19 protein-coding genes are annotated in these 21,739 nt (G+C 62.6%); 16 read left to right on the top strand and 3 right to left on the bottom strand.

The genetic code is table 11. The features are described from left to right. The first annotated feature begins 131 nt into the window (after window positions 1–131). The 3 genes from ACTJK9_RS25640 to ACTJK9_RS25650 all read left to right on the top strand — a co-directional run bounded on the left by ACTJK9_RS25640 (window position 132) and on the right by ACTJK9_RS25650 (window position 2,692). A complete protein-coding gene (locus ACTJK9_RS25640; RefSeq protein ID WP_221397716.1) occupies window positions 132–1,280 on the top strand; it encodes an aldose epimerase family protein in 1,149 nt (382 codons plus the stop codon). Window positions 1,281–1,370: 90 nt separating this feature from the next. Further along, a complete protein-coding gene (locus ACTJK9_RS25645) occupies window positions 1,371–2,192 on the top strand; it encodes an aldo/keto reductase (RefSeq protein WP_221397717.1) in 822 nt (273 codons plus the stop codon). 29 nt (window positions 2,193–2,221) lie between these two features. Beyond that, window positions 2,222–2,692: a DUF1810 domain-containing protein gene (locus ACTJK9_RS25650; RefSeq protein ID WP_085612734.1), complete on the top strand. Its 471-nt coding sequence runs from the start codon at window positions 2,222–2,224 to the stop codon at window positions 2,690–2,692. On the opposite strand, the gene ACTJK9_RS25655 is transcribed toward ACTJK9_RS25650, so the two are convergent. Then, window positions 2,657–5,017 (bottom strand): DNA polymerase II, encoded by a 2,361-nt coding sequence (locus ACTJK9_RS25655; RefSeq protein ID WP_440817101.1) that lies wholly within the window; start codon window positions 5,015–5,017, stop codon window positions 2,657–2,659. The genes ACTJK9_RS25650 and ACTJK9_RS25655 overlap by 36 nt on opposite strands. A 189-nt stretch (window positions 5,018–5,206) precedes the next feature. On the opposite strand from ACTJK9_RS25655, the gene ACTJK9_RS25660 reads away from it, so the two are divergent. Further along, window positions 5,207–5,647, top strand: coding sequence for a CBS domain-containing protein (locus ACTJK9_RS25660; RefSeq protein WP_011335068.1), 441 nt, complete (start codon window positions 5,207–5,209; stop codon window positions 5,645–5,647). On the opposite strand, the gene ACTJK9_RS25665 is transcribed toward ACTJK9_RS25660, so the two are convergent. Then, on the bottom strand, window positions 5,648–6,271 hold the full coding sequence (locus tag ACTJK9_RS25665) for a glutathione S-transferase N-terminal domain-containing protein (RefSeq protein ID WP_440817104.1): 624 nt from the start codon (window positions 6,269–6,271) through the stop codon (window positions 5,648–5,650). A 1,090-nt stretch (window positions 6,272–7,361) separates the two neighbouring features. On the opposite strand from ACTJK9_RS25665, the gene ACTJK9_RS25670 reads away from it, so the two are divergent. From ACTJK9_RS25670 to ACTJK9_RS25725, 12 genes are all read left to right on the top strand, one after another. Beyond that, the gene (locus ACTJK9_RS25670; RefSeq protein ID WP_440817107.1) at window positions 7,362–8,180 is read left to right on the top strand and encodes a TonB family protein; all 819 of its coding nucleotides are present in this window, start codon (window positions 7,362–7,364) and stop codon (window positions 8,178–8,180) included. Window positions 8,181–8,229: 49 nt separating this feature from the next. After that, window positions 8,230–8,934: a MotA/TolQ/ExbB proton channel family protein gene (locus tag ACTJK9_RS25675; RefSeq protein WP_039770206.1), complete on the top strand. Its 705-nt coding sequence runs from the start codon at window positions 8,230–8,232 to the stop codon at window positions 8,932–8,934. Further along, window positions 8,934–9,335: an ExbD/TolR family protein gene (locus ACTJK9_RS25680; RefSeq protein ID WP_011335072.1), complete on the top strand. Its 402-nt coding sequence runs from the start codon at window positions 8,934–8,936 to the stop codon at window positions 9,333–9,335. The genes ACTJK9_RS25675 and ACTJK9_RS25680 overlap by 1 nt, the downstream gene beginning before the upstream one ends. A gap of 208 nt (window positions 9,336–9,543) precedes the next feature. After that, window positions 9,544–12,249 (top strand): TonB-dependent receptor, encoded by a 2,706-nt coding sequence (locus tag ACTJK9_RS25685; protein ID WP_440817109.1) that lies wholly within the window; start codon window positions 9,544–9,546, stop codon window positions 12,247–12,249. Between the two features lie 110 nt (window positions 12,250–12,359). Next, on the top strand, window positions 12,360–14,231 hold the full coding sequence (locus ACTJK9_RS25690; protein ID WP_440817111.1) for an extracellular solute-binding protein: 1,872 nt from the start codon (window positions 12,360–12,362) through the stop codon (window positions 14,229–14,231). Between the two features lies 1 nt (window position 14,232). Then, the gene (locus tag ACTJK9_RS25695; RefSeq protein WP_085612740.1) at window positions 14,233–15,297 is read left to right on the top strand and encodes a microcin C ABC transporter permease YejB; all 1,065 of its coding nucleotides are present in this window, start codon (window positions 14,233–14,235) and stop codon (window positions 15,295–15,297) included. After that, entirely contained in the window at window positions 15,297–16,319 is a 1,023-nt protein-coding gene (locus tag ACTJK9_RS25700) for an ABC transporter permease (protein ID WP_221397722.1), read from the top strand. Before ACTJK9_RS25695 ends, ACTJK9_RS25700 begins: the two co-directional genes overlap by 1 nt. Before the next feature lie 14 nt (window positions 16,320–16,333). After that, window positions 16,334–17,947, top strand: a complete 1,614-nt coding sequence (locus ACTJK9_RS25705; protein WP_440817114.1) for an ABC transporter ATP-binding protein — start codon at window positions 16,334–16,336, stop codon at window positions 17,945–17,947. 118 nt (window positions 17,948–18,065) lie between these two features. Further along, window positions 18,066–18,587 (top strand): DUF3455 domain-containing protein, encoded by a 522-nt coding sequence (locus ACTJK9_RS25710; RefSeq protein WP_085686629.1) that lies wholly within the window; start codon window positions 18,066–18,068, stop codon window positions 18,585–18,587. 42 nt (window positions 18,588–18,629) lie between these two features. Continuing rightward, a complete protein-coding gene (locus ACTJK9_RS25715) occupies window positions 18,630–19,163 on the top strand; it encodes a sigma-70 family RNA polymerase sigma factor (RefSeq protein WP_178076492.1) in 534 nt (177 codons plus the stop codon). Continuing rightward, on the top strand, window positions 19,160–19,855 hold the full coding sequence (locus ACTJK9_RS25720; protein ID WP_440817118.1) for an anti-sigma factor: 696 nt from the start codon (window positions 19,160–19,162) through the stop codon (window positions 19,853–19,855). Before ACTJK9_RS25715 ends, ACTJK9_RS25720 begins: the two co-directional genes overlap by 4 nt. Before the next feature lie 112 nt (window positions 19,856–19,967). Beyond that, window positions 19,968–20,408, top strand: coding sequence for a hypothetical protein (locus tag ACTJK9_RS25725; RefSeq protein ID WP_011335081.1), 441 nt, complete (start codon window positions 19,968–19,970; stop codon window positions 20,406–20,408). A 78-nt stretch (window positions 20,409–20,486) separates the two neighbouring features. On the opposite strand, the gene ACTJK9_RS25730 is transcribed toward ACTJK9_RS25725, so the two are convergent. Beyond that, entirely contained in the window at window positions 20,487–21,575 is a 1,089-nt protein-coding gene (locus ACTJK9_RS25730; protein WP_085612745.1) for a DUF1615 domain-containing protein, read from the bottom strand. Between the last annotated feature and the right edge of the window lie 164 nt (window positions 21,576–21,739).

Raw genomic sequence — 21,739 nt, forward strand, 5'->3', positions numbered from 1 at the left:
TTGGCTCAATCAATTTAGTCCGACTTTATTTTTGCATTAATCGTTTAATCCGCTATAAATTCCCATTCATCCATTAATTAGCATGACTATTTAAAGATTTTCAAAACAACAACAAAAAGGAAGGTCAACCCATGCTTCAATCCCGACACTCACTCTGCGGCCTCGGACTGTCCCTGATGATCGCCACCCTCTCCGCCCAGGCCGCCGGCCTGTCCAGCGAACACAAAGCCTTCGGCAAAACCAATGACGGCACGCCCGTCGAGCAATACATCCTGCGCAACAGCCACGGCATGCAAGCCACGGTCATCACCTACGGCGCGACCTTGCAGGCACTGCAAGTGCCGGACAAGCACGGCAAGCTCGACGACATCGTCCTCGGTTTCGATGATGTGCAGGGTTATCAGAAAGGCACCGCGTACTTCGGCGCAACCATCGGCCGCTTCGGCAATCGCCTGGCCGACGGTGCGTTCGAGCTCGACGGCAAACGCTACCAGGTGCCGCAGAACGACAAGACCAACGCCTTGCACGGCGGCACTCAGGGCTTCGACAAAAAGGTCTGGAAGGCGAAGGAAACCAAGGACAAGGATTCGGTCGGCGTGACCCTGACCTATCTGTCGGCGGATGGTGAAATGGGTTTCCCCGGCAACCTCACCACCGAGGTGACCTACCGCCTCACCGACAGCAACGAACTGCGCATCGACTACAAGGCCAGCACCGACAAACCCACTGTGCTCAACCTGACCAACCACAGCTACTTCAACCTTGCCGGCGCCGGCAATGGCGATATCCTCAAGCAAGTCGCCACCCTGCACGCCAGCCATTACACCCCGGTCACCGCCAAGCTGATTCCGACCGGCGAACTGGCGCCCGTGGCCGGCACGCCGATGGACTTCACCAAACCGACCGCCATCGGCCAGCACATCAAGGCCGACCATCCGCAGTTGAAATTCGCCGAAGAAAAACACGGCGGTTTCGATTTCAACTGGGCGCTGGACACCAAGGGAGACGTCAGCAAACTCGCCGCCGAAGTCAGTGACCCGCAATCCGGTCGCCACTTGCAGCTGTTCACCAACGAACCAGGCGTGCAGTTCTACACCAGCAACTTCCTCGACGGCACGGTCAAGGGCAAGGGTGGCAAGGTCTATCCGCACTGGGGCGCGTTCACCCTGGAGACTCAGCACTACCCGGATTCGCCGAATCAGCCGAACTTCCCGAGCACCCGGCTCGATCCCGGCCAGACCTACACCCAGAGCGTGGTGTTGAAGTTCTCCGCCAAGTAAGCACCTGACCTCCTTTCTGGAACCGGACGGAACCCGTGGGCTATTCTGCTGCCCACCCAAGGTATCGACCGTTTCAGAATGGAGGTTTGAATGCGTACCCTCGAATTGGCTGGCGTGCAGGTGCCGGTGATTGGCCAGGGCACCTGGCGCATGGGCGAAGACCGCTCGGCGCACACGCGTGAAGTCGCGGCCCTGCGCAGCGGCATCGAGCTGGGCATGACCCTGATCGACACCGCCGAAATGTACGCCGAGGGCGGTGCCGAAAGCGTGGTCGGCGAAGCCATTGCCGGCCTGCGCGATCAAGTGTTCCTGGTGAGCAAGGTCTACCCGCACAACGCCAGTCGCAAGGGCATTCCCCAGGCCTGCGAGCGCAGTCTGCGCCGGCTCGACACCGATTACATCGACCTCTATCTGCTGCATTGGCGCGGCCAGTATTCGCTGGAAGAAACCGTCGAGGCTTTCGAGCGTCTGCGCGAGGACGGCAAGATCGGCCGCTGGGGCGTGTCGAATTTCGACGTCGATGATCTTGAGGAACTGTCGAGTTCGGCCTGCGCGACCAATCAGGTGCTGTACAACCTGGAAGAGCGCGGCATCGAATTCGACCTGCTGCCGTGGTGCCAACAACAGCGCATGCCGCTGATGGCGTACTGCCCGATCGGCCAGGGCGGCGCGATGCTCGCCGAGCCGGTGTTGAAACAGATTGCCGCTCGTCACGGCGTGACCCCGGCACAGGTTTCGCTGGCGTGGATTCTGCGTCAGGATGGGCTGATTGCAATTCCCAAGGCCGTGCGCCCGGAACACGTGCAGCTCAATGCACAAGCGGCGCAGCTGCAACTCGATGGCGGGGATCTGGCGGCGCTGGACCAGGTGTTTCAGGCGCCAAAACGCAAGCAGCGGCTGGCCATGGTCTGAGCCACCGCCGACTGACAGAGGGCTTCGCCATGAGAAGCACTGATCAGGACGATCCATTCAACCTGCAACGCTTCGTGCTTGCCCAGGACCCGGTGTTCGAACGGGTCCAGCGCGAGCTCCGCGAGGGCCGCAAACGCAGCCACTGGATGTGGTTCGTGTTCCCGCAGTTGGCCGGGCTCGGCGGCAGCGAGATGTCGCGGCGGTTCGCGATCAACTCGGCGCCGGAAACCCGCGCCTACCTCGACCACCCGTTGCTCGGCGCCCGGCTGCGAACCTGCACGCAGCTGGTGCTGAACGCACAGCAGCGTTCAATTGCCGAAATCTTCGGCCATCCAGACGACCTGAAATTCCACTCATCGATGACCCTGTTCGCCCAGTTCGCTGACGACGACAGCCTCTGGCATCAGGCGCTGGAGCGTTTCTTCCACGGCATTCAGGACGAGTGGACCCTGCAACTGCTGGACTCAAAACAGGCCCAGTTGCCCCCCGATCAGGGTTGAGAAATCGTCGTCGACAAACGGCAGGATCGCATCCGCCACCGGTTGCAGCTGGCGAGTGATGTAGTGGTCGTAGTCGATGGCCGCGCGGCGCACTTCCAGCGGTTCGGGGCCGGCCAGGGTGATGACGTAGCTGATCCAGCCGCCGTTCTGATACTGGCGGGGGCGCCCGTGCTGCGCGTTGTAATCGTCCGCCAGCCGCGCGGCGCGGACGTGGGGCGGCACGTTGCGTTCGTAGTCATCGAGGGTGCGACGCAGGCGCTTGCGGTAGACCAGTCGCTCGTCGAACTCGCCGGCCAGGGTCTTGCGCACGTACTCGCGCACGTAATCCTGATACGGCTTGCGCTGGAAGATCCGCTCGTACAGCTCCTGCTGAAATTGCCGGGCCAGCAGTGACCAGTCGGTGCGCACGGTTTCCAAGCCTTTGTAGACCATTTCCTCGCTGCCGTCGGCGCGGGTCACCAGACCGGCGTAGCGCTTTTTGCTGCCCTCCTCGGCGCCACGGATGGTCGGCATCAGGAAGCGTTTGTAGTGGGTTTCGAACTGCAATTCGAGGGCGCTTTCCAGCCCGTACTGCTCGCGCACATGCTCGCGCCACCAGTCGTTGACGTGTTGCACCAGCGCCCGGCCGATGGTTGCCGCCTCTTCCTCACCGTGGCGGCGACGCAGCCAGACGAACGTCGAGTCTGTATCGCCATAAATCACCGCGTGGCCCTGGGCTTCGATCAACTGCCGGGTGCGCAGCATGATCTCGTGGCCGCGCAGGGTGATCGATGACGCCAGTCGCGTATCGAAAAACCGGCAGCCGCTGGAACCGAGCACACCGTAAAAGGCGTTCATGATGATCTTCAGCGCCTGGGACAACGGCGCGTTGTGCTCGCGCTTGGCGGTCTCGCGGCCCTCGGCGACCCGAGCGACGATGGACGGCAGGCAATGCCGGGTACGGGAAAAGCGCGCACCGCGAAAGCCCGGCACCGAGTCGCTGTCATCGGGATGCTGCAAGCCTTCGATCAACCCCACCGGGTCAATCAGAAAAGTGCGGATGATCGACGGATAAAGGCTCTTGTAGTCGAGCACCAGCACCGATTCGTACAGCCCCGGTTGCGAGTCCATGACAAACCCGCCGGGGCTGGCCTGCGGTGGATTGGTGCCAAGGTTCGGCGCCACAAAACCCTGGCGGTGCATCAGCGGCATGTACAAATGGGTGAATGCCGCCACCGAGCCGCCGCTGCGATCCGCCGGCAGGCCGGTGACGCTGGCGCGCTCGAGCAAAAACTTCAGCAACTCGGTCTTGGCGAAGATCCGCGTGACCAGTTCGCAGTCCTTGAGGTTGTACTTGGCCAGCGCCGGTTTGTCCTCGGCGAACATGCGGTTGATCTCGTCCATGCGCTGGTACGGATTGTCGATGGACTTGCCTTCGCCAAGCAGGGTCTGGGCGACGTTTTCCAGGCTGAACGAGGGAAAGCTCCAGGTCGCCGAACGCAGGGATTCGATGCCATCGATGATCAACCGCCCCGCCGCTGCCGCGAAGTAATGATTGCGGCTACCGTGCTCGCGCCACTGCATTTCCTCGCCGCCGCGCCCGAGTTTGAGCGGCACGCCGAGGCGCCGGGCGTGTTCGTGGAGGATACGCAGGTCGAACTGCACGAGATTCCAGCCGATGATCGCGTCTGGGTCGTGGCAGGCGAACCAGTCGTTGAGCTTCTTCAGGATCAGGGTGCGCGACTCGCAGTACTCGAGATCGAAATCGACGATGCTGGCATCGCCATTCGGTGCGCCGAGCATGTATACCTGGCGCTCGCCGCAACCTTCCAGGGCGATGGAGTACAACTCGCCCTGCTCGGTGGTTTCGATGTCCAGCGAGACCAGCCGCAGTTGCGGGCGATAGTCAGGTGAAGGTTTGAGGTGGGCGTCGAGCAACACGCCGTCGGCATCGGGCGTGCCGCTGAACCAGACGGGCGCGGTGATGAAACGCTCCATCAGGTAGCGCTCGGGCGGTCGCACGTCGGCTTCGAAGACATCGACACTGTGCCGGTTGAGCGCGGTTTCGAGGCGCATCAACTGACCGTGCTGCTGGCAATACAGCCCAAGCACCGGGCGATGCTCGAAATCCTGCAGGGCCAAGGGGCGCAGTTCGACGTTCTTTTCGTCCGCCAGCACCCGCTCGGCCTGCTCGCGCTGCGCCGCCGGGATGAACGCCACCGACGGCTGATGCGGCAGGCGCACACGGCGCGGCCCGGCGTCGGTCGCCAGCCAGAACTCGACTTCGGTGCCGGCCGGGGTGTCGCGCCAATGCCGGGTCAGGACGAAGCCCTGCTGTAAATCCACCACTGCAACCTCAGGAATTGATTCAGACGGGCATTCTACGCGGCATTGCCGCCACCCGTGACAAAGGCCTCGCCATGAAAAACCCGGTCAAATGACGTTTTTTGCGTGTTATCTGCCGTTTTGCGGCCTTGCCCTGCGCGCCTGCGTCTACGATGCTTGGAGAACAACGACAACACCTGAGTAACCGCCATGAAAACCGTCGCCCAGCTGCTCAAGCTCAAAGATCCGAAAAATCAGGAAGTGCACCAGATCAAACCCGATCACATGGTGCTCGAAGCGCTGATGAAAATGGCCGAGAAGAACGTCGGCGCCTTGCTCGTGGTGGAAGACGACAACGTGGTGGGCATCATCAGCGAGCGCGATTACGCACGCAAACTGGTGCTGCACGGACGCTCCTCGGTGGGCACGCCGGTGCGCGACATCATGGTGGCGAACGTGATCACGGTGGACACCCATCAGACCGTCGACACTTGCCTTGGCATCATGTCCGACAAACGCCTGCGTCACTTGCCGGTGGTGGAGAACGGCAAGCTGATCGGCCTGCTGTCGATCGGCGACCTGGTCAAGGAAGCGATTGCCGAACAGGCCGAACTGATCAAGCAGCTGGAGCAGTACATTCGCGGGGAGTGATCAGCCGGGCCAATGCCGCGCAAAGACCGGCGCCAGCACCGGGTGCCGGTCGATGCGCTGCAGCCACGCATGGAAACCGGGTCGGGCCTGGCGCAGGTGTTCGCGGGCACCGGCCCAGCGCGTGACCACCGCCGCCAGCACATCCAGTGCGCCCGGTGTTTCATCGTCCAGGTACAGCTCGGCCGAGAACTGATCGGCAAACACCTCCCAGCTCCAATGCAGTCGTTCCCGCGCACCCACCATCAGATTCTGTCGCGAGGCCTCGTCCGGCATCACCAGCCAGCGTTCCGGGTAATCAATGATCCCGATGGCCGCATAACAATTGCTGACGATGTACACCAGGCCCCGAATCGCCTGATCGCGGTCAGCGCCGTTGGCCGGCAGCAGGCCGGATTGCGCAAAGCTTTGCCCCAGATGAATCAGGATCGCCGCACTTTCGGTGATGACACTACCGTCCGGCAGTTGCAGGGTCGGGATCTGTTTGAGCGGATTGAGCCGCGCCAGCTCCTGCGCCGCTTCCGCACTGGCCTCGATATCGATGAAGCGGTAAGCCACCTGGCACAGCTCGAGCGCCGCCTCGATGGCCGCTGCTCCTGAGTTGCGGTGTCCGTAGAGCTGATACATATCCCCTCCTCCACTGCGAAAGGCATCCCGCCTGGCCCTATTTATAGCCGTTGTATCGAATTTGGCACGGATTGCGCATTCATCGGCAGCTTGCGAATCCCTGATCTCGCAAAACAGCGCTGGCGGTGCCCATCCCGCACCAAGAGCAATCAGCGAACGCTATCCGCGTTCTTGTAAGGTGCGATACCGAACCAAAAGTTCGCGTATCCGAGCTGGCAACAAGGAGTTCACCGCGTGAATCTTCATCTGCTGCGCCACCCTCTTCTCTCCGTGCCCGTTTACCTGCGCCGCGTTCGCCCGCCGAACAGTCCGTGCATTCCTTTTATTACCTGAACACCTTCACTATTTATTTTTTAAATAGCACGCAAGCAGTCATTGCGTGCGCGCTGCATTAATGAATGCCAGAACAGATTGTTCGACAATAACTTTCAGACAGCACACCCGTACAACTTTTGCTGTTTGGAGTTGATGCTCGAAGCGCACCAAAACTGCACTTCCAGTCATTACATCGTTCATGCGGAACGACCGACTTTACTTAAACAAGAACAAGGAACATCGCCTGTGACCCGCTAAAACCCTGACCCGCACCAAATCAGTCCGCCACGCACCATCACGCGCCCTGGCCGACACGAGAACAGCCGCTCTATCTCGCTGAACAGCGCGATACCGCGCCAGAGCTGTCTCGCCCTGAAAAAAGCCCTGCAAACAGGGCCCTCGGGACGACATGCGCCCAGGAAAACCGGCCTGTTTAATGAAACTTATATAAATGCGACATACGTATCATCCGTGAAATAACCGCTACACATTTTTTTACTGTTTGGCACAGCGGTTGCTATTGCATCAACCATGAGGGCAAGAAAGATGTTCGCCGCTCAATTGCACAATCACTTATAAAAGAACAGCCACGGACCGGATCAATGAACTATCGAAGTCGACGTTACTGAAGCAATAAGCTGCACAAGCCCTGTTCAATAGATAGTTCAACTATCGGCTTCTGCACACCCGTATGAAAGTTGCGACCACTCACTCGAACAACGCTGTGTTGTTCGAACGGCACCTTATTGCCCTTCATCCACTCGAGGGAGCTTTAATGAACGATGCGGTAAAGCACAGAACGCCGCCGGGGCCAGTACCGAACGCAGCGCTTGCGTCGGTGGCGGGTCGGCCCGTCTACAAGGCCAACACGTCGCAGCCCGGCGGCCTGAACAAACAGCAGATGCTGTTGCTGGTGGCGGTGTCGGCGTTGATACACGGCGGCGCCTGGTGGTTTTTCCAGCAGGCGCGGGCCGAGCCGCTGCCCACGCCACCGGAAATTCCGGAAATGACCGTCGAGCTGACCAGCCCGACACCGCCGGCCCCGCCGACACCGGAACCGCCGCCCCCGCCACCGCCACCGCCCGAACCAGAACAACCGGTGGAAGACGAGGACGCGGTCAAGCCGCCACCCAAACCGGTGGAGAAACCCAAGCCGATCGAAAAACCGAAACCGGTCGAGAAACCCAAACCGTTGAAAAAGGCCGAGCCACCGAAAGCGCCGCCCACCCCTGCGCAACCGGCAGCGCCTGCCGCCCCGGCCACCCCGAGCGCGCCACCGGCGCCTGCTGCGGCGCCGGGCCCGGTGAAAGAGTCGGCGGCAATTTCCGGCCTCGCCAGCCTCGGCAACCCGCCGCCGGAATACCCGTCGCTGGCCCTGCGACGCAACTGGGAAGGCAGCGTGGTGCTGCGGATTCAGGTGCTGGCCAACGGTCGCGCCGGCTCGGTGACGGTGACCAAGTCCAGCGGCAAGCCGCAACTGGATGACGCGGCGGTCGCGGCGGTGAAGGCCTGGAAGTTCATCCCGGCCAAACGCGGCGACACACCGATCGACGGCTTCGCCACCCAGACCATCGATTTCAAATTGCCGCAATGACGGCACAACAACCGAACTCACAACCGATTAACGCAAGCGAGGTGTAGCCATGAACGATTCCCTGTCTTCGATGATTGTCCCCGGCGTGCTCTGGGGGCTGGTGCTGTTTTCCGTGGTCAGTTGGGCGATCCTGCTGGTCAAGTCGGCGCAATACCTGCGCCAGAAAACCCAGAACAAGCAGTTCAGCAAAGCCTTCTGGGGCGCGCCGGACCTGCTCACCGCCGCCGAACACGCCAGCCAGTATCCGGGCTCCCTGGCGCGGATCGCCAGCAGCGGTTTCGAAGCCTTGCTGGTGGAAGAATCCCCTCGCACCACCCAACAACTGGCGCACACCATCAACCGTGCCGACCGCCTGGAACGCAACCTGCGCCAGCAGATCCAGAAGGAACGTCGCTCGCTGGAAAACGGCCAGGCGATCCTCGCCAGTATCGGCAGCACCGCGCCGTTCATTGGTCTGTTCGGCACCGTGTGGGGAATCATGGAAGCCCTGCAAAGCATCGGCGCCAGCGGTTCGGCCAGCCTGGAAACCGTGGCAGGGCCGATCGGCCACGCGCTGATCGCCACCGGTGTGGGGATTGCCGTCGCGGTGCCGGCAGTGCTGATCTACAACTTCTTCCTGCGGCGCCTGAAGCTGGCCTCGGCGGACATGGATGACTTCGCCCACGACTTCGACGCCCTCGCCTCGCGCAGCGCTTTCTCCATCAGCCGCCAGGCCATCGCCAAAACCACGGCCGCCGTGCGGGAGGCCAGCTGATGTCCTTTTCCACTCAAGACAGCGATGAAGTGCTCAGCGAAATGAACGTCACGCCGCTGGTGGACGTGATGCTCGTGCTGCTGGTGGTGTTCATCGTCACCGCGCCGCTGATGACCAACGCGATCAAGGTCAACCTGCCGAAGACCGACGCCGTCGCCCCCGCCGAAAAGAAGGATCCGGTGGTGGTCAGCGTCGATCAGGACGGCAAGTTCTTCCTGGCCAAGACCGAGCTGGCGCCGGAATCACTGGAGGCCAGCCTCAAGGAGGTCAAGGCCAAGGATGCTGACGTGCGCGTGCAGCTGCAGGCCGACTCCGCCGTGAATTACGGCCAGGTCGCCAAAGCCATGGCGTCCATCGAGCGCTCGGGCATCACCAAGATATCGGTGATGACCACCCGCTGACGGCGGTGCCGGGCGCGCAGTGAGGGACGCGCCCGACACCGTTCGTTGAATCCCGTCGCAATCGGCCGACCGAAAAAACGCAGCGCGTCTTCGGAGGGGATCGGCTTGCTTGAAGAAAGTGGTTTTCGCGGCGCGGCACCACCGTGCTCCGTGCAAAGAGGGCTCACAAGGCCATTTCGATAAACGTCTAACAAAGTCGGAAACAACCATGCTGATGAACACTCCACGCTTCACGCTCAAACCCTTGGTGGCGACGATTTCCCGCCACCGTTTCGTTCCGTTGTACCTGGTGGCCATGGGGATGGGCGCCGGGGTTCAGGCCGCCGAGGACGACAACAGCGTCCCGGCCGCCGCGGCGGTGGTCGCGCCGACCACGCAACTGCAACGGGTCGAAGTGACCGGTTCGGCGATCCGTCGGGTCGACGCGGAAACCGCGGTGCCGATCACCGTGCTCAAGGCCGATGAACTGCGCAAACAGGGCGTGACCACCACCGCCGAACTGGTGCAGCGCATCACCGGCAGCCAGTCGATCAACAACAGCGCAGGCTCGGTCGGCGCGGCCACCGGCGGCGCCTCGTTCGCCGACATGCGCGGCATCGGCGCGAACAAGACGCTGGTGCTGCTCAACGGTCGCCGACTGGCCAACAACGCCCTGTCGGGCACCAACTCGGCCGGCGGCGCGGTGGATCTGAACATGATCCCGTTTGCCGCGATCGAGCGCGTGGAAGTGCTGCGCGACGGCGCCTCGGCCCTGTACGGCACCGACGCCATCGGTGGCGTGATCAACTTCATCACCAAGAAATCCATGACCGACGGCCAGCTCACCCTCGGCGGTGAAACACCGACCCACAGCGGCGGCGGTGCGACCAAGGACATGAGCGCCAGCTGGGGCTACGGCGACCTGGAGCAGGACCGCTTCAACGTGCTCGGCGTGTTCAACTACAACAAGCAGCAGAACCTCGACGCCAACGATCGCTCCTTCGCCCGTGACTACGTGCCCGGCCGAGGTCTGGACCAGACCTCCGGCACCGCGTTCCCCGGCAACTACAGCCAGAACGGCAATGCCACCAACCCGCTGGCCAACAGCAATTGCAACGGCCCCAACCTGGTGGCCCGCGACGGCCTCTGCCGCTTCAGCACCCGGGAATTCATCGACCTGGTGCCGCAGACCGAGAAGACGTCGTTCTTCGGCAAGACCACCGGCAAACTGGCCGACGACCACAACGTCAACCTCGAATACTTCTGGTCGCGCAACAACAACGCCACCGCCGTCGGCCCGGCGCCATTGACCGGCCTGAGCCTGGATTCGTCCTCGCCCTACTACCCTGGCAACGGCATCACCCCGGCGCCCACCGGTTTCGCCCTCGACCCGACGCAACCGGTGGACGTGAACTGGCGCGAAACCGCCGCCGGCCCGCGTGAATCGAAAGACCAGAACACCAGCCAACGCTTTTTGCTGAGCTTCGACGGTCTGGTCGGCGGCTGGGACTACAACGTCGGCGCCTCGTACAACCAGAACAAGATCGTCTCCAGCGTCACCAGCGGCTACGTCAGCGATCAGGCGATGATCGACGGTCTGGCCAGCGGTCTGCTCAACCCGTTCGGCCCGCAGAGCAGCGCCGGTCAGCAGTACATCGATCAGGCCGCGTACCACGGCGCCTATTCCACGGCGGTCGGTCGGGTCGCCGGTTTCGACGGGCGGATCAGCCGCGAAATCGGTGACTGGTTTGGTGCCGGTCCGTCCGGCCTGGCCCTGGGCGGCGAGTACCGCAAAGAGAAATTCCACCAGGACTTCGAAGCCTTTGCCGGCGACATCCAGAGCCTGGGCATCGACCCGGCCGGCAGCGTCGAGGGCGACCGCAGCGTGAAAGCCGCCTACGCGGAAATCAACGTGCCGGTGCTCGACAGCCTGGAATTGTCCGCCGCCGTGCGTCACGACAAATACAGCGACTTCGGCAGCACCACCAACCCGAAATACTCGTTCCGTTATCAGCCGCTCAAGGAGCTGGTGGTGCGCGGCGCCTACAGTGAAGGCTTCCGCGCGCCGTCGCTGTATGAGCTGTATTCGCCGCGCAGCATCACCTACACCCAGGGCTACTACAACGACCCGGTACTGTGTACCGGCGGCGTGGTGCAACCGGGCGGCAACGGCGGGCGCGATTGCGGTCAGCAGTTCCTCAACCAGATCGGCGGCAACGAAGACCTGGCCCCGGAGAAGGCGCGCAACGTGACGCTGGGCTTTGTCTATCAGCCGGTCAGCAACCTGTCCGTGGGCCTGGATTTCTGGTGGATTCACATCTCCAACCAGATCCAGCCGTTTCCGGAATCCACCGTGTTCGATCAGGCCGGCAGCTACCCTGACCGCTTCGTGCGCAACGCCGACGGCACGCTCAACTACATCGTCACCGGCAACGCCAACCTGGGCATCGTTGAAACCAACGGCGTCGATGTATCGCTGGACTATCGCTTCCCGAACACGCCGTACGGTCAATTCGGTCTGGGCCTGCAAGGCACCTATGTCGACGAGTACGACTTCCAGAGCACCATCAAGGGCCCGTTCACCGACAAGGTCGGCGACTTCCGGGGTGACGGTGTGATCGCCCGCTGGAAACACAACCTGACCGGTTCCTGGACCTTCGGCGCGGCCCGTGCGGCACTGACCAACCGCTTCACCACCGGCTACAACGACTACGATCGCGAGACCAATGCGCGGGTCGCGTCGTATTCGGTGTGGGACCTGTCGGCCGGCTACACCTTCGACAAGGTGCTGGACGTCGATGCCGGGGTGAAGAACCTGTTCGACCGCGATCCGCCGTTCTCCAACCAGGCCTACAACTTCCAGAGCGGTTATGACCCGCGCTACACCGATCCGCTGGGCCGCACGCTGTTTGCGCGCATGACGTACCACTTCTGAGTCCCGGTCGGGGCCGCGCAAGACTCCGGCCGGCCCCTTCCCCTTGCGAATTCGCATCCCGCAGCGGCCTGCCGCCGCTTCGGGTTTTTCCGGCTCAGAGGAACGACTTCATGACATTCATGCGCAACATGGCCGGCCTGCTGCTCGGCAGCGCGCTGCTGTGCAACGCGGCATCTGCGCTGGCCGGCGGCAGCTACGCGATGACGGTGTACGGCGAAGCACCGAAATACGCCGCCGGTTTCCGGCACTTCGATTTCGTCAATCCCGACGCCCCCAAGGGTGGCTCGCTCAGCCGCGCTTCGATGGAGATCGGTCAGTACAACTACATCACCCCGTATGCCGATCAGGGCATTTCCGTGGTGCAGGTCAACGACTGGGTGTATTCGCCGCTGGCGTTCCGCTCGCTGGACGAGCCCTACACCGTCTACGGTCTGGTGGCGCAAACCATGGAGCGCGATCCCGACGGTCTGTGGGTGCGCTTCAACCTGAATCCCGAGGCGCGTTTCGCCGACGGCACGCCAATCACCGCCGAGGATGTGCGCTACACCTTCGAGCTGTTGATGACCAAGGGCAGCCTGAGTTATCGCCAGCAATACGCCGACGTGCAGGACGTGCTGATCGAAGGCCCGCGGCAGATTCGCTTCACCTTCAAGAACAACCTCAACCGCACCCTGGCGCTGGATCTGGCGTCGCTGCGACCGGTGCCCGAGCACTGGTGGAAAACCCGCGACTTCGCCAACGGCGGCGGTTTCGAACCCCCGCTGGGCAGCGGCCCGTACCGGGTGAGCAAGGTCGATGCGGGACGCAGCATCAGTTTCCAGCGTGACCCGCAGTGGTGGGGCAAAGACCTGCCGGTCAGTCGCGGGATGTACAACTTCGACAGCCTGACCGTGAATTTCTACGGCGACACCGACGTCGCCCGGCAACTGCTGCAGGCCGGCGCGTTCGACTACAACCGCGAGTTTTCCTCGTCCGGTTATGTGGTCGGCTACGACAGCCCGGCCCTGCGTGACGGTCGCCTGCAACAGGCGATTCTCGCCCCGGACAAACCGACATGCGCCCAGGGTTTCGTGTTCAACCTGCAGAATCCGCTGTTCAAGGATCGCCGCGTGCGTCAGGCGCTGAGCCTGCTATGGGATTTCGAGTGGATCAACAAGCAGATGATGCGCGGCTTCTACGTGCGCCAGAACAGCTACTGGCCGAAGAGTGAAATGGCCGCTACCGCACTGCCCGACGCCGGAGAACTGGCGATCCTCGAACCGTTGCGCGGACAGATTCCGGACGAGGTTTTCAGCCGCGTCTATCAGGCGCCGAAAACCGATGGCAGCGGCTACATCCGCGACAAGCAGTTGCAGGCCCTGAAGCTGTTGGCCGAAGCCGGGTGGACGCCGAAGAACAATCGACTGGTGAACGCCGCCGGCGAGCCCTTCGAATTCACCTTCCTCGACGGCCAGGGCGGCTTCGACCGCATGCTGCTGCCGTACAAACGCACCCTGGCGCAGATCGGCATCACCCTCAATCTGCGGCGCATCGATTCGGCGCAGTACATCAACCGGCTCAACGCCCGGGACTACGACATGATCGTCACCAGTTTCCCGCGCAGCGGCGATCCGATCGTCTCGCCGGGCCGCGAGTTGTACAGCCTGTACGCCTCACAGAGCGCCACGCAGGTCGGCAGTTCCAATTCGATGGTGCTGGCGGACCCTGCGGTGGACCGGCTGATCGACGGCCTGGTTCAGGCCAATACCCGCGACGCCATGGTGCGTTACGCCCGCGCCCTCGACCGGGTGCTGCAATGGGGTGACTACATGATTCCCAACTACTACTCCAAAGGCACGCCGACGGTGTTTCAGAACCGCTTCGGCAGGCCGCCGGTGCAGCCGATCTACAGCGAAGGCCTCGATACCTGGTGGGAGGTTTCGGCCAAGCCGCTGACCAACCAGCAGATGAGCGCCCTGCGCCAGCTCGCGGGGGGCCAGTGACATGTGGCGTTATCTGAGTCGACGTCTGTTGCTGATCATCCCGACGCTGCTGTGCATTCTGGTGGTCAACTTCGTCATCGTGCAGGCCGCGCCCGGCGGCCCGGTGGAACAGGCCATCGCCCGCCTGCAAGGCTTCGGCGGGCACAGCATGGGCGGCGCCAGTGAGGTCACCGCGATCGGCGGTGCCGGGCGCAGCAGCCGTGGCCTGGACCCGGCGCTGATCGAAGAGATCAAGCACCACTACGGTTTCGACAAGCCGATGCACGAACGCCTGTGGTTGATGCTCAAGAATTACGCGCAACTGGACCTGGGCAGCAGTTTCTTTCGCGGTGCCAAGGTCACCGATCTGATCGTGCAGAAGCTGCCGGTGTCGCTGTCCCTCGGCCTGTGGGCGACCTTGATCACCTACCTGATTTCGATCCCGCTGGGCATTCGCAAGGCGATCAAAAACGGCAGCGCATTCGATGTCTGGAGCAGCACGGCGATCATCGTCGGTTACGCGATGCCGGCGTTTCTGTTCGCGATCCTGTTGATCGTGGTGTTCGCCGGGGGCAGCTACGTCAACTGGTTTCCGGTACAGGGGCTGGTCTCGGACAACTTCGACAGCCTGAGCCTGTGGGGCAAGGTCGGCGACTACTTCTGGCACCTGGTGTTGCCGGTGACGGCGCTGGTGATCGGCGGTTTTGCGACGCTGACGATCCTGACCAAGAACAGCTTCCTCAACGAGATCAGCCGCCAGTACGTGATCACCGCGCGCGCCAAGGGCCTGACCGAAAGGCGCGTGCTCTACGGCCATGTGTTTCGCAACGCGATGCTGCTGGTGGTGGCCGGTGTGCCGTCAGCATTGATCGAGGTGTTTTTCGCCGGCTCGCTGCTGATCGAAACCATCTTCAACCTCGACGGCCTCGGGCGCATGAGCTACGAAGCGGCGGTGTCTCGGGACTACCCGGTGGTGTTCGGCACGCTGTTTCTGTTCACCCTGTTCGGCCTGTTGATCAAGCTGATCGGCGACCTCTGCTACACCCTGCTCGACCCGCGCATCGACTTCTCGGCGAGGACTGCCTGATGTTCACACTCTCCCCTCTGGGCCGGCGGCGCATCGCCCAATTCAAGGCCAACCGTCGCGGGCGCTGGTCGCTGTGGCTGTTCATCGGACTGTGCCTGATCTGCCTCGGCGGCGAACTGATCGCCAACGACAAACCGCTGGTGATCCGCTATCACCACGCCTTCTACTTCCCGATCCTCAGCGATTATCTGGAAACCGATTTCGGCGGCGAACTGCCGTTCCAGCCGGATTACGCCAGCCAGTACGTGCACAAACTGATCGAGGATCAGGGTGGCTGGATGCTGTTCCCGCCGATCCCGTTCAGCTACGACACGGTCAATTACGACCTCACGGAACCGGCACCGAGCCCGCCGTCCTCGAGCAACTGGCTGGGCACCGACGATCAGGCCAGGGACGTATTGGCGCGGGTGATTTTCGGCACGCGGATTTCGATCCTGTTCGCGCTGATTCTCACCGCGGTCAGTGCGCTGATCGGCATCGTCGCCGGAGCGTTGCAGGGTTATTACGGCGGCTGGGTCGACTTGCTCGGGCAACGGGTGCTGGAGATCTGGTCGGGGCTGCCGGTGCTGTACCTGCTGATCATTCTGTCGGGGTTCGTCTCGCCGAGTTTCTGGTGGCTGCTAGGGATCATGGCGCTGTTTTCCTGGCTGGCACTGGTGGACGTGGTGCGCGCCGAGTTCCTGCGCGGGCGCAGCCTGGAATACGTCAAGGCCGCGCGGGCCCTGGGCCTGACGGACAGCGAGCTGATGCGCCGGCACATTCTGCCCAACGCCATGACCTCCACCCTGACCTACCTGCCGTTCATTCTGACCGGCGCCATCGCCACCCTCACCGCGCTGGATTTTCTCGGCTTCGGCATGCCCGCCGGCACCGCGTCGCTGGGGGAACTGATCGGCCAGGCCAAGCGCAATCTGCAAGCGCCGTGGCTGGGGCTGACGGCGTTTTTTGCCCTGGCGCTGATTCTGTCCTTGCTGGTGTTTATCGGCGAAGCCTGCCGTGACGCGTTCGATCCGCGATCCTGATCCCCGGAGCTGAAATGACCGATAACCTGATTGAAATCCGCGACCTGCGCGTCGCCTTCACCGGGCACGAAGTGGTGCACGGCGTGAACCTCGACATCCGCCGTGGCGAATGCCTGGCACTGGTCGGCGAGTCCGGCTCGGGCAAGTCGGTGACAGCGCACTCGATCCTGCGTTTACTGCCGGCCAAGACCGTCAGCAGCACGGGCAGCATCCGCTACAACGGCGTGGACTTGCTCCATGCCAGCGAACAGCAGATGCGCGGCTTGCGCGGCAACCGCATCGCAATGATTTTCCAGGAGCCGATGACTTCGCTGAACCCGCTGCACACGGTGGAAAAACAGATCAGCGAAGTGCTGGAGATCCACAAGGGGCTCAAAGGCCGCGCCGCGCGCCAGCGCACGCTGGAGCTGCTGGAGCTGGTGGGTATTCGCCAACCGTTGCAGCGTTTGAAGGCTTATCCGCACCAGCTCTCCGGCGGCCAGCGGCAACGGGTGATGATCGCCATGGCGCTGGCCAACGAGCCGCAATTGCTGATCGCCGACGAACCGACCACGGCGCTGGACGTGACCGTGCAGCAGAAGATTCTGGAGTTGCTGATCGAGCTGCAGCAACGCCTCGGCATGTCGCTGCTGCTGATCACTCACGACCTCAATCTGGTGCGGCGCATCGCCCAGCGGGTGTGCGTGATGCGCCATGGGGAAATCGTCGAACAGGCCGATTGCGAAACGCTGTTCCGCGCCCCGCAGCATCCTTACAGCCGCCTGCTGATCGAGGCGGAACCGTCGGGCGCACCGGTGCCGAGTCGCTACGATCACAACCTGCTGGAGGTGGACGATCTGAAAGTCTGGTTCCCGCTGCCCAAGGCGTTGTTCAGCCGCACCCAGCAATACATCAAGGCTGTGGACGGCGTGAGTTTCCGGCTGCAACGGGGCAAGACCCTGGGGATTGTCGGCGAGTCCGGCTCGGGCAAGTCGACGCTGGGCCAGGCGATTCTGCGGCTGGTGGAATCCGAGGGCGATATTCGCTTCGGCAACAAGCATTTGAGCCTGCTCAATCAGCGCTTGATGCGCCCGTTGCGCCGGCAGATTCAGGTGGTGTTCCAGGACCCGTTCGGCAGCCTCAGCCCACGGATGTCGGTGCAGCAGATCATCGCCGAAGGCCTGCTGACCCACGGCATCGGCACGGCTGAGGAACGTGAGGCAGCGGTGATCCGCGTGCTGGAGGAAGTCGGCCTCGACCCGCAGAGCCGCCATCGCTATCCCCACGAGTTCTCCGGTGGCCAGCGCCAGCGCATTTCCATCGCCCGGGCGCTGGTGCTGGAACCGGCGCTGATTCTGCTCGACGAACCGACCTCGGCACTGGATCGCACGGTGCAGAAACAGGTGGTGGAGTTGTTGCGGCAGTTGCAGATCCGCCATGGCTTGACGTACCTGTTCATCAGCCATGACCTGGCGGTGGTGCATGCGCTGGCGCACGACTTGATGGTGATCAAGGACGGCAAGGTGGTGGAACAGGGAGCCTCGCGCCAGATTTTTGCGGCGCCGCAGCATGCCTATACCCAGGAACTGCTGAAAGCCTCCGGCCTGGCATTGGCAAAAACCGGGAAAGAGCTGGTTACAACAATCTGACTTTCAGTGCTCTCAGATTTATTTTCCGGCCACTGCATCCAAATGCCTCCGTCACGGGTAGTCCCTGTAACAGCCCTCTTTCGGCTGTCAGCGGTTTACCCTTTTCGGAGAAACACTGATGAACATCACCCAACTGATTGGCCTCACCGGTTTGCTCGCCGTCGCTTCGACAAGCTTTGCCCAAAGCAGTTATCCCGACGCGATCAAGGTGCCGGACGGCCACAAGATCGCGATGGAAACCACCGGGGTCGGCGAGATCACCTACGAATGCCGGGACAAGGCCAATGTCGCCGGCCAGACCGAGTGGGTGTTCGTCGGCCCGAAAGCGGTGCTCAACGATCGCAGCGGCAAACAGGTTGGCACCTACTTCGGCCCGCCCGCCACCTGGCAGGCGCAGGACGGTTCGAAAGTCACCGGCACACAGCTGGCCGTTGCGCCGTCGAGCCCGGGCAACCTGCCCTATCAACTGGTCAAGGCCAACCCCGCCGAAGGCAAAGGCGCCATGAGCGGCGTGAGCTACATCCAGCGCGTGGCGCTCAAGGGCGGCGTGGCGCCGGGTAGCGAATGCACGGCGGCGAACAAGGGTAAACAGGAAGTGGTGAAGTACCAGGCCGACTACATTTTCTGGGCGGCGAACTGAGCCTGACTGGACGTTTGGCCGATGCTTGCTAGATTGCAGGACATGCCATTACCCGAAACCGCGTTCGATTACGAAGCCCGCCTCGCCGCCTGTGCCCGCGGCGAGCGCGGGGCCCTGCGCGAATTGTATGTGCAGGAAAGTCCGCGGCTGCTGGGTGTGGCCCGGCGTCTGGTGCGTGACACGGCGCTGGCCGAAGACATCGTTCACGATGCGTTCCTGAAGATCTGGGCCGGCGCGGCGGGTTTCGATCCGGCGCGCGGTTCGGCCCGGGGCTGGATGTTCAGCGTGACCCGGCATCTGGCGCTGAATGTGCTGCGCAATCACCATCAGGAAACGCCGCTGAACGACAGCAACGAATTTCCGGCGATTGATGACGGGTTCGAGGCGCTGGCGCAATCGACCCGCATCCATCGCTGCCTGCATCAACTGGAACCGCAACGCCGCCGCTGCATCCTTCACGCCTACGTCGACGGTTACAGCCACGCGCAGATCGCCCAGCGCCTCGACACCCCGCTGGGCACCGTCAAAGCCTGGATCAAACGCAGCCTCAATGCGTTGCGGGAGTGCATGGGATGACCACCGAATCGGCGCAGGACCGCGATGAACTGGCCAGCGAATACGTGCTCGGCACCCTCTCGGCCGAAGCGCGCGCCGAAGTGCAACGACGCTTGCCCAACGAGCCCGAGCTGCAAGCGGCCGTGGATGCCTGGGAGCGACGTCTGCTGGAACTGACCGACCTCGCCCCGGCGCATCAACCTTCTTCGCAGCTGTGGCAACGCATCGAGCGCAGTGTCGGGCAACTCGCCCATAAAGTGGCGCCCGAGATTTCCTGGTGGAACCGCCTGTCACTGTGGCGCGGCTTGAGCGCTGCGGGGCTGGCCGCGACCTTGTTGCTGGGCTCGATCCTGTTGACCCAGACCACGCCGAAACCGAGCTTTCTGGTGGTGCTGGTCGCCCCGCAGGACAAGGCGCCGGGCTGGGTGATCCAGGCCAGCAATCCACGGGAGATTCAGTTGATTCCGCTGGGCGTGGTCGAAGTGCCGGCTGACAAGGCGCTGGAGTTCTGGACCAAGGCCGACGGCTGGCAGGGGCCGGTGTCGCTGGGGCTGGTCAAACCGGGCCAGGCGCTATCGATCCCGCTGGACAAGCTGCCGCCGCTGCAACCCAACCAGTTGTTCGAGCTGACGCTGGAAGGCGCCAACGGTTCGCCGATCGGCAAACCTACCGGGCCGATCCAGGCGATTGGCCGCGCGGTGAAGGTGCTGTGACAAACCATCATCGGCGTCGATGTTCACCATCACGTCAATGAAGTTCTCTTAAAAAATCCCGGGCGTAACATCCGCTCCATACCAAACAAACAACACCCCCGGAGCAAAAATCATGAAACGCCAAGTCATCCTCAGCATTGCCCTTTCGGTTCTGGCCTTCAACGCATTTGCCGCCAAACCGGCCCACACCATGATCGCCGAAGGCGGTTCGGATCGTCTGATTGAACGCCGCGTTGCCGAAGGTGGCTCGGATCGTCTGATCGAACGCCGTGTTGCCGAAGGTGGTTCGGATCGTCTGATTGAACGTCGCGTTGCTGAAGGTGGTTCGGATCGTCTGATTGAACGCCGCGTCGCTGAAGGTGGTTCGGATCGTCTGATCGAACGTCGCGTTGCCGAAGGTGGCTCGGATCGTCTGATCGAACGCCGTGTTGCTGAAGGTGGTTCGGATCGACTGATCGAACGCCGCGTTGCCGAAGGTGGTTCGGATCGTCTGATTGAACGTCGCGTTGCTGAAGGTGGTTCGGATCGTCTGATTGAACGTCGCGTTGCCTGAATGAATGGCTTGACCGCAACAACCCAGAAAAAACCCGGCTCCCGTCAGCCGGGTTTTTTTATACCTTTTTGATCGTCCTCAGCCCTTGGCCATGCAGCGCCGATAACGCTCGTCGACCCGTTTGGCAAACCACGCCGTGGTCAGTTTGCGGGTGATCTTCGGGCTCTGCAGCACGATGCCCGGCAACACCGCACGGGGCAATGTCTTGCCTTCCGCACGCTCCGCCAGTTCGAAGACCCGTTGATACAGTTTGGTCTCCTCGAAGGCCAGGCTATCGCCCTTCTCCAGTTGATCGCGGATCACCGGATTGCGCATGCCCAGGGATTTGCCGAGGGTGCGCACCGCCAGTTCGGTACTGCCCGGCATGATCGCACCCGGGCGGATCAGGTCGCCATCCAGCGCCAGCGGAATCCCCGACGCGCGGCTGACCGCGTTCTGAAACGCTGCGTTGCGACTGGCGTACCAGCCGGCGTTGAAGTCGGCGAAGCGGTACAGCGGTTCGCGATAACTCACCGGATAACCGAGCAAATGGGCGATGCCGAAGTACATGCCGCCCCGACGGCTGAACACCTCGCGACGAATGGTCCCGTCCACCGGGTACGGATAGTCCTTGGCGTGCTGCTCGGCGAATTCGATGCTGACCTGCATCGGCCCGCCGGTGTGCACCGGGTTGAAACCGCTGAACAGCGTACGACCCATCGGCACCGAGCCGATGAAATCATCGAAAATCGCGCTCAATTCCTTTTCGCTGCGGGCGGCGCTCAGGCGTTCGCTGTAGGTCTTGCCGTTGGGCGAGCGCACCTGCAAGGCGCCGCTGACCAACAGGCTTGGGATGTGCACCTTGGCGGCGCGGCGATCGATTTCGTCACGGGCAATTTTGCCCAGGCCAGGCACCGGCGGATCGACCTGGAAAGTGGATTCCTGCTCGGCGACGGCCAGCACCGAACACAGATTCTGCGTGGTCGGGCTGATGCCCTGGGCGGCGAACGCGGCGTAGATGTCAGTGGCCCAGCCCTGACGGTCGGCGGTTTTTGCCGGCAGCAGGCGCACGATCTGCGCCTTGACCTCGGCGGGCGGGCGCGGCGCCGGTTCTTCGCTGCGTTGACCGGCGCAACCGGCCAGCACCAGCAGCGCGGCGAGGCTGACGAATAATCGAGGGGTGTGCATACGCTTCATCCAGTCCGTTGAGCCGGGTTAACCCTACGCTCAATCGCAGGGTGCAGGATAGGACTGCGGGCCGGCGGCGCTGTTCCATCGCCCCGTTTGGCAGGCCGACTGGCCGCCCTCGCCGTCTGATCCATACTTGCTGCTGCAGTGGCAAGTCTCGGATC

It is taken from the genome of Pseudomonas sp. 22082, assembly GCF_052046055.1.
GTDB lineage: Bacteria > Pseudomonadota > Gammaproteobacteria > Pseudomonadales > Pseudomonadaceae > Aquipseudomonas > Aquipseudomonas pharyngis.

What these genes read in the sequence shown, in the direction of transcription:
- ACTJK9_RS25640 (WP_221397716.1), top strand. Translation starts at nt 132, where the DNA reads ATGCTTCAATCCCGACACTCACTCTGCGGCCTCGGACTGTCCCTGATG.
- ACTJK9_RS25645 (WP_221397717.1), top strand. Translation starts at nt 1,371, where the DNA reads ATGCGTACCCTCGAATTGGCTGGCGTGCAGGTGCCGGTGATTGGCCAG.
- ACTJK9_RS25650 (WP_085612734.1), top strand. Translation starts at nt 2,222, where the DNA reads ATGAGAAGCACTGATCAGGACGATCCATTCAACCTGCAACGCTTCGTG.
- ACTJK9_RS25660 (WP_011335068.1), top strand. Translation starts at nt 5,207, where the DNA reads ATGAAAACCGTCGCCCAGCTGCTCAAGCTCAAAGATCCGAAAAATCAG.
- ACTJK9_RS25665 (WP_440817104.1), bottom strand. Translation starts at nt 6,271, where the DNA reads ATGTATCAGCTCTACGGACACCGCAACTCAGGAGCAGCGGCCATCGAG.
- ACTJK9_RS25670 (WP_440817107.1), top strand. Translation starts at nt 7,362, where the DNA reads ATGAACGATGCGGTAAAGCACAGAACGCCGCCGGGGCCAGTACCGAAC.
- ACTJK9_RS25675 (WP_039770206.1), top strand. Translation starts at nt 8,230, where the DNA reads ATGAACGATTCCCTGTCTTCGATGATTGTCCCCGGCGTGCTCTGGGGG.
- ACTJK9_RS25680 (WP_011335072.1), top strand. Translation starts at nt 8,934, where the DNA reads ATGTCCTTTTCCACTCAAGACAGCGATGAAGTGCTCAGCGAAATGAAC.
- ACTJK9_RS25685 (WP_440817109.1), top strand. Translation starts at nt 9,544, where the DNA reads ATGCTGATGAACACTCCACGCTTCACGCTCAAACCCTTGGTGGCGACG.
- ACTJK9_RS25690 (WP_440817111.1), top strand. Translation starts at nt 12,360, where the DNA reads ATGACATTCATGCGCAACATGGCCGGCCTGCTGCTCGGCAGCGCGCTG.
- ACTJK9_RS25695 (WP_085612740.1), top strand. Translation starts at nt 14,233, where the DNA reads ATGTGGCGTTATCTGAGTCGACGTCTGTTGCTGATCATCCCGACGCTG.
- ACTJK9_RS25700 (WP_221397722.1), top strand. Translation starts at nt 15,297, where the DNA reads ATGTTCACACTCTCCCCTCTGGGCCGGCGGCGCATCGCCCAATTCAAG.
- ACTJK9_RS25705 (WP_440817114.1), top strand. Translation starts at nt 16,334, where the DNA reads ATGACCGATAACCTGATTGAAATCCGCGACCTGCGCGTCGCCTTCACC.
- ACTJK9_RS25710 (WP_085686629.1), top strand. Translation starts at nt 18,066, where the DNA reads ATGAACATCACCCAACTGATTGGCCTCACCGGTTTGCTCGCCGTCGCT.
- ACTJK9_RS25715 (WP_178076492.1), top strand. Translation starts at nt 18,630, where the DNA reads ATGCCATTACCCGAAACCGCGTTCGATTACGAAGCCCGCCTCGCCGCC.
- ACTJK9_RS25720 (WP_440817118.1), top strand. Translation starts at nt 19,160, where the DNA reads ATGACCACCGAATCGGCGCAGGACCGCGATGAACTGGCCAGCGAATAC.
- ACTJK9_RS25725 (WP_011335081.1), top strand. Translation starts at nt 19,968, where the DNA reads ATGAAACGCCAAGTCATCCTCAGCATTGCCCTTTCGGTTCTGGCCTTC.
- ACTJK9_RS25730 (WP_085612745.1), bottom strand. Translation starts at nt 21,575, where the DNA reads ATGCACACCCCTCGATTATTCGTCAGCCTCGCCGCGCTGCTGGTGCTG.